This window comes from Pantoea sp. PNA 03-3, assembly GCF_003201175.1.
GTDB lineage: Bacteria > Pseudomonadota > Gammaproteobacteria > Enterobacterales > Enterobacteriaceae > Pantoea > Pantoea stewartii.
Genome location: NZ_QICO01000001.1, coordinates 17,399 through 29,591 on the forward strand (window position 1 = coordinate 17,399; position 12,193 = coordinate 29,591).

Consider the following 12,193-nt stretch of genomic DNA (forward strand, 5'->3'; position numbering starts at 1 on the left):
CTCGGTTTATCCCGCCTATTCTGCCAATCGAAAGTCCTACAGAATTGCATAATCATGCCGATAACTTCATTAACGCAGGGTAGTCAACGTGAACGATCTCTATACCGCCGAAGGCGTGATGGACAAACATTCGCTCTGGCAGCGCTACGTCCCACTGGTGCGTCATGAAGCACTGCGCTTGCAGGTTCGCCTGCCTGCCAGTGTGGAACTTGACGATCTGCTGCAAGCCGGGGGCATTGGTCTGTTGAATGCGGTGGAGCGCTACGACGCGCTTCAGGGTACCGCCTTTACCACGTATGCAGTCCAGCGCATTCGTGGCGCAATGCTTGATGAGCTTCGCAGCCGGGACTGGGCGCCACGCAGCGTCAGACGTAATGCACGTGAGGTAGCCGGAGCCATGCATCAGGTTGAGCAGATGCTGGGTCGGGCCGCTTCCGAGCAGGAAGTCGCGCAACAGTTGAATGTTTCGATAGAAGAGTACCGGCAGATTCTGTTGGATACCAACAACAGTCAGCTCTTTTCATACGACGAGTATCGGGAAGAACACGGTGACAGTGCGGAGCTGGTGACGGAAGGGCACGAAGAGGCCAATCCACTTCATCAGTTAATGGAAGGGAGTCTGCGTGAACGCGTCATAGAAGCGATCGAGGCGTTGCCTGAGCGCGAGAAAATGGTGCTGACACTGTACTACCAGGAAGAACTGAATCTTAAAGAGATTGGCGCGGTACTTGATGTCGGGGAATCCCGGGTCAGCCAACTGCACAGTCAGGCGATTAAACGCTTGCGTGCCCGACTTACGGGAGCGCGCTAGAAGGCTCAGTTCCTGGAGATCTATAAATATAAGAAATCGGGGACTCAACAGTGGGAGCCAAAACCAAAGCCAGACCTTTAAGTCGCTATCTTAAAGACTATAAACACAGCCAAACCAATTGTTCACACTGTGGCAAAGTACTAGACCGAATGGCGCTGGTTTTTCGTGGCCAGATCATCAATAAAGAGGCCATCGCACGGATGGACCAAATGATTGATGAGCCACTCTGGCTAAAACTGCAGCCAGAATTAACGGCACTTTGTCGTTTTTGCAGCGATATTTTTTGTAATACACATCCTAACTATTTTGACATTATGGCGTTTAAACAATATCTGTTCGAGCAGACGGAAATGAGCCCAAGCACGATTCGTGAGTATGTGGTTCGGTTACGTCGGCTTGACGATATGCTGAAGGCGCGAAATTTTCCGGCAGAAAAACTGAAAGGCAATAGCTGGCATCAATGCCTGGAAGAAGATTTACCCGATGCAGGCAACAATAATTATCGAATTGCGCTGCGCAAATATGACCAGTTCTTAGGCTGGCAGCAACGTTAAGGGAAAAATGCCGGGCACAGGATGCACGGTCAGTCGATTTCCCGCCCCACGTTTCTTCTCACCATCGGAAGAAACGTGGGGATGTTGTGCATTCCCGTCTTCCACGTTCCTGACCTCAATTCAGGATGATCCTTTCTTCATCTTCTGTAACACTGTAATGATAACTGCTCTGTGCCTGACTGGAGGCCGCATTGTCTTTACATCTTATTCATCAGTTTCCCCGTATTGAACTTCTGGGTGCGCCCACGCCTCTGGAATTTTTACCCCGTCTGTCGGACTTCTTAGGTCGTGACATTTTTATCAAACGCGACGATGTAACGCCGCTGGCGCTGGGCGGCAACAAACTGCGCAAGCTGGAGTTCCTGGCGGCCGATGCGCTGCGTGAGGGGGCCGATGTGCTGCTCACCGCCGGTGCGATCCAGTCCAACCACGTGCGTCAGACCGCTGCGGTCGCGGCCAAACTTGGGCTGAAATGCGTGGCATTACTTGAAAACCCCATCGCGACCCAGAGCGAGAATTACCTCACTAACGGTAACCGGCTGCTGCTGGAACTGATGGACGTTGAAGTAGTGATGGTTGATGCACTGACCGATCCTGCCGCACAACTGGCGGAACAGGCGGAACGCCTTGAGGCGCAGGGCTTTCGACCCTATACCCTGCCTGTTGGTGGATCAAACGCGCTAGGCGCGCTGGGTTACGTAGAGTGCGCCCAGGAGATCGTGCATCAAAGTGAAGGCGTGGTGGATTTTGCTGCGGTAGTTGTCGCGTCTGGCAGTGCCGGAACGCATGCGGGGCTGGCCATTGGGCTGGAACACCTCATGCCGCAAACCGAGCTGGTGGGCGTGACCGTATCGCGTCAGCGTGATGAACAGCTGCCGAAAGTGGACGCTATTCGTCAGGCGCTGGCATCGCAGTTGTCGGTAGAGGCAAAGGCCCCGGTGACGCTGTGGGATGACTACTTTGGGCCACGCTATGGCGAGCCAAATGAAGAGGGCACAGAGGCGATCAAGCTGCTGGCCCGGCTGGAAGGCCTCCTGCTCGACCCGGTTTATACTGGCAAAGCGATGGCGGGGTTAATTGATGGGATCAGTCAGAATCGTTTCCGCCGCGAAGGACCGCTCCTGTTTGTGCATACCGGCGGTGCGCCCGCGTTATTTGCTTATCACCCTTCGGTCTGAGACGTCGCGAAAAAAAGGTTTATAATCCGGCCGTTATTTTGCTGTCTCAGGTAAATAACGCCCATAATGACAGAGCGGCAAACGGGGTTTAGCCGCTCAACAGCACACTCACGAATAATAAATGGGGTACACATGGCTTTCTCACAGATTCGTCGCCAGCTGGTGACGGGAATGATGGCGGTTGCGCTGGTTGCTGGCGTTAGTGTTAAAACCTTTGCCGCAGAAGATTTGCTGCAGCAAGTGAAAAGTAAAGGCGAACTGCGTGTGGGCCTGGAAGGCACCTATCCGCCTTTCAGTTTCCAGGATGAAAAAGGCAAGCTGACCGGATTTGAGGTGGAGTTCGCCCAGGACCTGGCGAAACACATGGGTGTGAAAGCCGTTCTGAAACCGACAAAATGGGATGGCATGCTGGCCGCGCTGGATTCCAAACGTATCGATGTGGTGATTAATCAGGTCACCATTTCCGATGAGCGTAAAAAGAAATATGACTTCTCCACACCGTACACCATTTCGGGCGTGCAGGCGCTGACGCTGAAGAAAAATGCCGGCAGCATCACCCGCCCCGAAGATCTGGCAGGTAAAAAAGTGGGCGTCGGTCTGGGCACCAACTACGAGCAGTGGTTACGTGCAAACGTGAAAGGTGTCGATGTTCGTACCTATGATGACGATCCTACCAAATACCAGGATCTGCGTTCAGGTCGCGTTGATGCGATTCTGGTGGACCGTCTGGCGGCACTGGATCTGGTGAAGAAAACCGGTGACACGATGGCCGTCGCTGGCCCTGCGTTCTCGCGTCTTGAAGCGGGCGTTGCACTGCGTAAAGGTAACGAAGATTTACTGAAAGCCATTAACCAGGCGATTGCAGAGATGCAGAAAGACGGCACGCTTAAAAAGCTGTCTGAGAAATGGTTTGGCGCGGACGTTACGCAATAATGCAGGAAAGTTTACAACTGGTGCTGGATTCAGCACCATTCCTTCTTAAAGGCGCGCTGTTTACGCTTCAGCTCAGTATTGGCGGGATGTTTTTTGGGCTGATACTGGGCTTTGTGCTGGCGCTGATGCGCTTGTCGCGCTTCTGGCCCATCAGCTGGCTGGCACGTATCTACGTGTCGATTTTTCGTGGCACGCCGCTTATCGCTCAGTTGTTTATGATCTACTACGGTCTGCCCCAGTTTGGCATTGAGCTGGATCCAATTCCTTCCGCGATGATTGGCCTGTCGCTGAATACAGCAGCCTATGCATCGGAATCGCTTCGTGGTGCCATTGCGGCGATTGAGCGTGGCCAGTGGGAAGCGGCGGCCAGCATTGGCATGACGCCGTGGCAAACGCTGCGCAGGGTTATTTTGCCTCAGGCTGCCCGTACCGCTTTACCGCCATTGGGTAACAGCTTCATCAGCCTGGTCAAAGATACCTCACTGGCGGCGACCATTCAGGTACCGGAGTTATTTCGTCAGGCCCAGTTGATTACCTCACGTACGCTGGAGGTATTTACGATGTATCTGGCGGCCTCGGTTATCTACTGGATCATGGCTACCGTGCTGTCTGCCTTACAGAACCGGCTCGAAGCACACGTTAACCGTCAGGATCAGGAGGCGAAATGAGTGCCATTGAAGTGCGCCAACTGGTGAAACAGTTTAACGGCCAAACGGTACTGCACGGCATCGATCTGGATGTTGCGCCGGGTGAAATTGTGGCGATTATCGGCCCGAGCGGATCCGGTAAAACGACGCTGTTGCGCAGCATCAACCTGCTTGAAGTGCCTGAGGCCGGGCGCATCAAAGTCGGCGATATTACGATTGACGCCAGTCTGGGGATCAATAAGCAGAAAGAACAGGTGCGCCAACTCCGTCAGCAGGTGGGGTTTGTGTTTCAGAACTTCAATTTGTTTCCGCATCGCTCGGTGCTGGAAAACATTATTGAGGGGCCGGTCATCGTCAAAGGCGAAACCAAAGCGGACGCGGTCGCGCGGGCGCGTGGCCTGCTCGAAAAAGTGGGATTGCAGGGTAAAGAAGACAGCTATCCACGTCGTCTTTCCGGCGGACAGCAGCAACGTGTTGCCATTGCCCGCGCGCTTGCCATGCGGCCTGAAGTCATTTTGTTTGATGAACCGACCTCGGCGCTGGATCCCGAGCTGGTGGGCGAAGTGCTGAATACGATCCGGGCGCTGGCGCAGGAAAAGCGCACGATGGTGATTGTGACCCATGAGATGAGCTTTGCCCGTGATGTCGCTGACCGGGCGATTTTCATGGATCAGGGCCGCGTGGTAGAACAGGGCCCGGCCAAAGCGTTGTTCAGCGCTCCTCAGCAGGCGCGTACCCGACAGTTTCTGGATAAATTTCTTAATCAATAATCCCCAAAATGCCGCCCGAGACGGGCGGCGTTTTATTTATTTTTTTCCTGCCTGCGCGCTCAGTTTCTTCTGAAAATTTACGGCTGGTCTTTCCTTAACCTGTTGTTATCGCTTCGGTTATACGGAGTGATGTTTCAATGACGTAACAGAGTGTAAATTTTAAGACCTCCCCGATTGAGGTGACAGTGAAAATATTAATAATTCTTCACAAATTCATCGCGCTGTCGGGACGTTATAATGACTCACCCCAGGAAGGAAATCCTCTGGATCAATACCCTCAAAGGAGGGTGCATTTTACTTGTCGTACTGCATCACGCCATCATCACCACGTTCGCACCCTCGCTTCATCATCTGACCGCGGGTCTGCTACCGGCACAAGGATGGGTGGCGTTTAACACCTGGCTCTCGCCGTTGCGTATGCCCGCTTTCTTCTTTGTGTCTGGGTTGCTGGCCGCTAACGCGGTCGTGAAGAAAAGCTGGCAGGAAGTGTTTACGAAAAAATTCAGCAATATTGTTTACCTCTACCTGCTGTGGGGCGTGATTCAGTGGCTGAGTATCCACTACATTTCCACCCATTTAGGCGAACGGCTGTCCAGTAGCAAAAATGCCGCCTATGCGGATTCGCCTCTTGAGTTTATTAAGCTGCTGATGCTGTCGATGACCAGCCTGTGGTACCTGTACGCGCTGGCAGGGTTTTTCCTGGTGACTAAGCTTTTCCATCAACAGAAAAGGGTTCTGCTGGCGGCGGCGATAGCGGCGAACTACGCTGCGCAGTTTAACCTGATCCCCGGATGGGGCCCGGCCAGCGTGGCGCAGAACTCTCTGTATTTCCTGCTGGGCGTATTTTTCAGCGCGAGGCTAATTGAACTGAGCGCCCTTAAGGGACGTCACTGGCTGTGGCTTGGCGCGATTGCACTTGTCGGCATCGCCCATCATGCAGGTGGCATCTATAAAAACCCGTTTTACAGCCTGCTGACGATCGTGTTTGGCATCGTGCTGTGTCGTTTTCTCAATGCGCATTTCAGAATGACCTGGCTGAACGCTATCGGTCGAAATACATTACAAATCTATGTGTTACACCGCATTTTTATCGAGCTGCTCGGACTGAGCGCTATCACACTGGCGCTGCATTTCGGCTGGTTCGGCAATGCCGGCTTTAGCTGGGCCTGGGCGCTGCTGATGCCGGTGACCGGTGTGGCGGTATGCACACTGCTGTCGCTGCTGGTCTGGTCGTTACTTAATCGCGGGCCGGGACGTATGTTGTTTCTCCATCCACGCCTGGTCAGTCAGCGTCAGCCTGAAACGCAAACCTTATCCTGAAGATCCGGGCCAGCGTGCTGGCCCCTTTTTTCATCCGCCAGATCACTTCTCCGTTGCCCGTCATGCCCGTCATGCCCGCGAGCCCGGAGCCAGGTCAGCGCACGCCTGACTGTGAAGCCATTTTTTATCGGGAAAACGGAATAAAAGCGCCTACGTCAGTCCCAAAGGTACGCCTGTTGAAAGCAGAGCAGGGCCTCGGTTTATGTCATAAGGATAACCAGACAGGAAAGGAAAACGCGCTTGCCGGGCGCAGTGTCAATAAATCCTTTTAAGTGTAAAGTACGGTTCGAAACGCACCGCAACGCGGGTATTTAAGACTTTCGCTACATTCAGCAGAAAGAACATACGGAATACTTTTCGCACAAGAGAAGGCGATGTGAATTGCCGTTTCACCGCAGCGGAAATGTGCCGATGATGAGCAAAGAAAAAGAAGAAATTGCCTGGATTAATACACTCAAAGGCCTGTGTATCCTGCTGGTTATTCTGTATCACACGGTATTACCCGGCTTTGATGATACGGTAACACATCTGACCGCGGGCCTGCTCCCGGCTGAACTGTGGGTCCGGTTTAACCTGCTACTGTCACCGCTGCGCATGCCCGCCTTTTTCTTTGTATCGGGTCTGCTGGCCAGTCATGCCATTCTTCACCGGCCCTGGCAGTCTGTCGCCACCAGCCGCATTATGAATCTGTTTTACCTTTATCTGTTATGGGGCGTTATTCAGTGGGGATCCATTTCCGGCATCGCGACTGAAATTACCGGACAGCGTATTTCGCAAAATCTTAATGCGGCCTATGCAGGTTCGTTTTCAGAATTTCTCAGACTGACCTTTCTCGCCATGAGTACCGCCTGGTATTTATATGGTCTGGCACTCTATTTCCTGTGCGCCAAATGGTTTCAACATTACAAAATCCCGCTGCTTATCGTAGCCGCTGTGCTGAACTATCTGGCGGTCGAAAAGAGTATCCCGTTCTGGGGACCGCAAAGTCTGGCGCAGTATTTTATCTTTTTTGTATTGGGCGCATTTTGGTGGGCACCCATGCTACGACTGAGCGAAGGGCGACGGGAGAACAGGTTGCCGTGGCTGTTACTGGGACTGCTGGCTGTACTACAGGGCCTGCTTGATTTGAACAGCCGTCTTTTTCTCTGTCTGATTGCCATTCTGGCCAGCGTGGCCGCCTGCCGATGGTTAAGCCAGCTGGGCTGTATGGCCTGGCTGAACTGGACAGGCCGCCATACCTTACCCCTTTACGTTATTCACCGTATTTTCATTGAATATTTCGGGATGACGGCGATTTTATATGCGCAACGTCACCAGCTTTTTGAGCTGGCAGGCTTTTCATGGCTTTGGGCCTGTCTCTATCCTCCGGTGATGGTTACAATCTGCGCCTTGTGCTCCATGGCGGTCTGGTCATTGCTGAATCGGGGACCGGGACGCGCGCTGTTTCGCTTGCCACATCTGATGAAACGGCCTTCCATTCCGGCAGCCTGACCGTTGTACGCATGTCAGCCACCTGTCTCTGCGGCGCGTCCGGATTGCGTATGCGGGGGATGTGCGCGCAGAGACCACCTGATAGCGCGAATCCCTTCGCACTTCTCCACTGCTGAGGCGCTCAACGGCCGCGGGTTTTTCATCCGTCATAAAAAAAGGTTCATGCCAGGCATGAACCTTGATCACAACCAGAATGAAACGCGCCGACAGTTAACCGATCGTCATCAGGCTGGCGTTACCGCCCGCGGCGGCGGTGTTGACGCTCAAAGAGCGTTCAATCAGCAGGCGTTCCAGTAACAGGTTGGTTTCACCGCGGGCAAATCCCTGTACCGAGACAATCGCACCTTCACGCGCCGCAATCTGCTCGCACAGGCTGCGGAGCTGGTCGGCATCACCATGATAAATCACGGCATCAAACTGCGCGGTCAGCGGATCCTTCGCCAGGGTAATACGGCTCTTCACTGCTGCCGGTAAGGTATTAAGCAGCGTACGATGCAGGTCATCATCCGGCCACAGGGCCTGACTGCCGACGCTGGTTACCGCAGCCAGCTGAATCAGCGCATCGTCGTTGTTATCTGCCAGACAGAGCACCTGTTCGCGCGGGAGTAACAGGAAGGTGTTGCGCTCTCCTGTTGGGCCCGGCAGCAGACGAACCGTACCGGCCTGCGCCAGCTGTTCATAATGCTGACACAGCGCAGACAGCTGTGGCTTATCTTTTGCCCAGTCGGTCAGTGCCTGATGCGGCGCTAACATGCGTTGACGCTGACTGTTGTCTGCGGGACGTTCCGCATCCTGACGGGCGAGGGTGGTGCTCAGCGCCTCATCCGGGCGGTTAGCCAGCAGACGATAAAGATACAGTGGGCCGCCCGCTTTTGGACCGGTACCTGAGAGGCCTTCGCCCCCAAAGGGTTGCACACCGACGACCGCGCCGACCATGTTGCGGTTAACATACAGGTTACCCACTTTGGCACTGGCGGTGACCTGCGTGATGGTTTCGTCGATGCGCGTATGAACACCCAGGGTCAGGCCATAGCCTGTGGCGTTAATCTGCTCAACGATCTGCGGCAGGTTGCTGCGGGTAAAACGCACCACGTGCAGGACAGGACCAAACACTTCCTGGGTCAGATCGCTGACCTTATCCAGCTCAATCAGCGTTGGTTTCACAAAGGTGCCTGTAAAGGTGCCTGTGGCCCATTCTTTGCTGTCATGTGGGTTATCCTGTGCCGTCTGGTAGACCTTAAAGCCTTTATTACGCATGGCCTGAATATGGCGTTCGATGTTGGCTTTGGCTTCCTGATCAATCACCGGACCGATGTCGGTGGACAGGCGTTCCGGGTTGCCCATGCGGCATTCCGCCATCGCGCCACGCAGCATTTTTAACGTGTGGTCTGCGACGTCTTCCTGCACGCAGAGCAGACGCAGGGCGGAGCAGCGTTGTCCCGCGCTGTCAAAGGCCGATGCCACGATGTCGACAACCACCTGTTCGGTCAGCGCGGAGGAGTCCACAATCATGGCATTCATTCCGCCCGTTTCCGCAATCAGCGGTGTCGGACGGCCCTGCGGATCGAGTCTGCCCGCCAGATTGCGTTGCAGCAGCGTGGCAACGGCGGTAGAGCCGGTAAACATGACGCCGCGCACCCGTTCGTCGCCGGTGAGCTGTGCCCCCACGGTTTCGCCCTGACCCGGCAGCAGTTGCAGTACACCGGCGGGCACGCCAGCGCTCAGTAAAATATTGACGGCCTGTGCGGCAATTAACGGCGTTTGCTCGGCGGGTTTCGCCAGCACGCTGTTACCTGCCGCCAGAGCCGCGGCGATTTGGCCGGTAAAAATGGCCAGCGGAAAGTTCCACGGGCTGATGCAGACTACCGGGCCAAGCGGACGGTGGGTTTCGTTATCGAAATCATGGCGCACAATGCCGGCATAGTAATAAAGGAAATCGACCGCTTCACGCACCTCGGCAATGGCGTTGTTATAGGTTTTTCCGGCTTCACGCACCAGAAGACCCAGCAGTTGCTGTAGCTGGCTTTCCATCAGCTGTGCGGCGCGCTCCAGAATGGCGGCACGCTCCTGCGGCGGCGTGGCAAACCAGATAGGGCCGGCATTAACGGCGGCCTCAATGGCCAGGGAAACCTCCTGTTCGGATGCCTGGCGCACGGTGCCCACCACATCCGCAGGGACGGCCGGATTGAGCACTGGCTCGCTTTCCCCTCCCGTTAAAGGGCCGTCGATAAGCGGTTGCGCCACATACGTTTCGGTAGCACCGCTCAGCAGCGCGCTGGACAGTGACGCAAGACGATGTTCATTCGCCATATCAAGACCGGCGGAGTTCACGCGGTCCTCACCATACAGGTCACGTGGTAACGGAATTTTCGGGTGCGGCAGGCCCAGTGTTCCTTCGCTGAGACCCAGTTTTTCCACTTCGGCAACCGGATCGGCGACCAGTTCGTCGATGGGCAGTGACGTATCGGCGATGCGGTTAACGAAGGAGGTATTCGCGCCGTTCTCCAGTAAGCGTCGCACCAGATAGGCGAGCAGCGTTTCATGCGTACCGACCGGGGCATAAATACGGCAGGGACGATTAAGTTTACCGTCTGCGACCTTGCCGACCACCTGTTCATACAGCGGTTCACCCATGCCGTGCAGGCACTGGAACTCGTACTGACCCGGATAGTAGTTATTGCCTGCCAGCTGATAAATGGCGGCCAGGGTGTGCGCATTGTGCGTGGCAAACTGCGGATAGATCAGGTTCGGCACCGCCAGCAGCTTGCGCGCGCAGGCCAGGTACGAAATGTCGGTATACACTTTGCGCGTGTACACCGGATAGCCCTCCAGGCCTTCCATCTGGGCGCGTTTAATTTCGCTGTCCCAGTAAGCGCCTTTCACCAGACGAATCATCAAACGGCGGCGGCTACGTTGCGCCAGGTCGATCAGCTCATCAATAACAAACGGACAGCGCTTCATATAGGCCTGAATGACAAAGCCGATACCGTTCCAGCCCTCCAGTTCAGGCTCAAAACACAGCCTTTCGAGCATATCAAGAGAGATTTCCAGGCGGTCGGCTTCTTCTGCATCAATATTAATGCCGATGTCGTAAGAGCGGGCCAGTAGCGTCAGCGACTTAAGCAGCGGATACAGCTCATCCATCACCCGGTCGTACTGGGCACGGCTGTAGCGCGGGTGCAGGGCAGAGAGCTTAATTGAAATGCCCGGGCCTTCATAAATGCCGCGGCCATTGGAGGCTTTGCCAATCGCATGAATCGCCTGCTGATACGAAACCAGATAGGCTTTCGCATCGCTGGCGGTCAGGGCGGCTTCGCCCAGCATATCGTAAGAGTAACGGAAACCTTTCTCTTCAAGCTTACGGGCGTTAGCCAGTGCTTCGGCGATGGTTTCACCCGTCACGAACTGTTCACCCATCAGGCGCATCGCCATATCCACGCCTTTACGGATCAGCGGTTCACCACTCTTGCCAATGATCCGGTTGAGCGAGCGCGACAGATTCGCTTCGTTATGCGTTGAGACCAGGCGGCCGGTAAATAACAGGCCCCAGGTGGCGGCGTTAACAAACATGGATGGACTGCGGCCCAGATGCGACTGCCAGTTGCCGTTACTGATCTTGTCACGGATAAGCGCATCGCGCGTCGGTTTATCCGGAATACGCAGCAACGCTTCCGCCAGGCACATCAGCGCCACGCCTTCCTGTGAAGATAATGAAAACTCCTGAAGCAGACTTTGCACCATACCGGCGCGTCCGGTTGCCCCTTTTTGGTGCCTGAGCTTCTCTGCCAGGGTAAAGGCGAGCTGCCGGGTTTTTTCAGCCAGCGGAGCGGGAAGGCGGGCTTGCTCCAGCAACATGGGAACGGCATCGGTTTCCGGTCTACGCCAGGCGGCCGTCACGGCCGAACGGGCTACCGACTGCGGCAGGATGTGCTCTGCGAAGTCAAGGAACGGCTGAACCATCTCGTCCGCAGCGACCTCATCAGAAACCGATTCGTTGAGCTGCAGGGGAATCTCTTCCACTGTTTCACCGGCTTCTAACTGCACGAGATAGTTAAAGATCGCTTGTTTAATCAGCCAGTGCGGCGTGCGATCCATTTTCTGTGCCGCCAGTTTAATGCGACTGCGGGTGGCTTCATCCAGCTTCACCCCCATGGTCGTTGTTCCCATGATTTCTGTTCCTTAAAACGTTTTTTACCAGAGCAAGGGCTGCACTATCACTCATGTTGCAACTTTGTGCAACCGTGTTAAATGTGACCTTGCTTCCACACTTTACCGCCGCTTTTGCCATTAACATTTAAAAGCGGCACAAATCTTGCTGCAAGAAACTCGCCAATGTTGCAACCCCCTTCAATTTAAACAGGGTTGTGGTGGTAAAGGTGCAACTTAAGTGTGAGCGGGCGCAACCTGTGAACATTTAAAACAGGGAGAGAGGTGAAACTGATGTAACGGATGTGTTAAATGCATTGTGTAGAACGTGCCTTTACGGCAG

The 12,193-nt window shown here is 54.7% G+C and carries 9 protein-coding genes; 8 read left to right on the forward strand and 1 reads right to left on the reverse strand.

Annotated features, from left to right (window positions below; all coding sequences use genetic code 11):
- Positions 1–88: 88 nt before the first annotated feature.
- The 8 genes from C7433_RS00070 (at position 89) to C7433_RS00110 (ending at position 7,704) form a co-directional block, all read left to right on the forward strand.
- Positions 89–811 carry an RNA polymerase sigma factor FliA gene (locus tag C7433_RS00070; protein ID WP_006118887.1) on the forward strand — a complete coding sequence of 241 codons (723 nt, stop codon included), beginning with the start codon at positions 89–91 and terminating at the stop codon, positions 809–811.
- Positions 812–861: 50 nt separating this feature from the next.
- Positions 862–1,365, forward strand: coding sequence for a flagella biosynthesis regulatory protein FliZ (gene fliZ, locus C7433_RS00075; RefSeq protein WP_039342604.1), 504 nt, complete (start codon positions 862–864; stop codon positions 1,363–1,365).
- A 191-nt stretch (positions 1,366–1,556) separates the two neighbouring features.
- Complete coding sequence (locus C7433_RS00080) at positions 1,557–2,543, forward strand: D-cysteine desulfhydrase (RefSeq protein WP_058707979.1); 987 nt, start codon at positions 1,557–1,559, stop codon at positions 2,541–2,543.
- A gap of 132 nt (positions 2,544–2,675) precedes the next feature.
- A complete protein-coding gene (gene tcyJ / locus C7433_RS00085) occupies positions 2,676–3,476 on the forward strand; it encodes a cystine ABC transporter substrate-binding protein (RefSeq protein WP_033742037.1) in 801 nt (266 codons plus the stop codon).
- Positions 3,476–4,144 carry a cystine ABC transporter permease gene (gene tcyL, locus C7433_RS00090; protein WP_033742036.1) on the forward strand — a complete coding sequence of 223 codons (669 nt, stop codon included), beginning with the start codon at positions 3,476–3,478 and terminating at the stop codon, positions 4,142–4,144. The genes tcyJ and tcyL overlap by 1 nt, the downstream gene beginning before the upstream one ends.
- Positions 4,141–4,893 carry an L-cystine ABC transporter ATP-binding protein TcyN gene (tcyN, locus tag C7433_RS00095; RefSeq protein ID WP_006118892.1) on the forward strand — a complete coding sequence of 251 codons (753 nt, stop codon included), beginning with the start codon at positions 4,141–4,143 and terminating at the stop codon, positions 4,891–4,893. The genes tcyL and tcyN overlap by 4 nt, the downstream gene beginning before the upstream one ends.
- 237 nt (positions 4,894–5,130) lie before the next feature.
- Complete coding sequence (locus tag C7433_RS00100; RefSeq protein WP_058707981.1) at positions 5,131–6,213, forward strand: acyltransferase family protein; 1,083 nt, start codon at positions 5,131–5,133, stop codon at positions 6,211–6,213.
- A gap of 411 nt (positions 6,214–6,624) precedes the next feature.
- A complete protein-coding gene (locus tag C7433_RS00110; protein ID WP_110267407.1) occupies positions 6,625–7,704 on the forward strand; it encodes an acyltransferase family protein in 1,080 nt (359 codons plus the stop codon).
- Between the two features lie 210 nt (positions 7,705–7,914).
- Here the strand turns inward: C7433_RS00110 and putA are convergent, their stop codons facing one another.
- The gene (gene putA / locus C7433_RS00115; protein WP_110267408.1) at positions 7,915–11,871 is read right to left on the reverse strand and encodes a trifunctional transcriptional regulator/proline dehydrogenase/L-glutamate gamma-semialdehyde dehydrogenase; all 3,957 of its coding nucleotides are present in this window, start codon (positions 11,869–11,871) and stop codon (positions 7,915–7,917) included.
- Positions 11,872–12,193 lie beyond the last annotated feature (322 nt).

Bases quoted from the DNA above. Each gene is read 5' to 3' on its own strand.
- tcyJ (WP_033742037.1), top strand. From the start codon at position 2,676: ATGGCTTTCTCACAGATTCGTCGCCAGCTGGTGACGGGAATGATGGCG.
- tcyL (WP_033742036.1), top strand. From the start codon at position 3,476: ATGCAGGAAAGTTTACAACTGGTGCTGGATTCAGCACCATTCCTTCTT.
- tcyN (WP_006118892.1), top strand. From the start codon at position 4,141: ATGAGTGCCATTGAAGTGCGCCAACTGGTGAAACAGTTTAACGGCCAA.
- C7433_RS00100 (WP_058707981.1), top strand. From the start codon at position 5,131: ATGACTCACCCCAGGAAGGAAATCCTCTGGATCAATACCCTCAAAGGA.
- C7433_RS00110 (WP_110267407.1), top strand. From the start codon at position 6,625: ATGATGAGCAAAGAAAAAGAAGAAATTGCCTGGATTAATACACTCAAA.
- putA (WP_110267408.1), bottom strand. From the start codon at position 11,871: ATGGGAACAACGACCATGGGGGTGAAGCTGGATGAAGCCACCCGCAGT.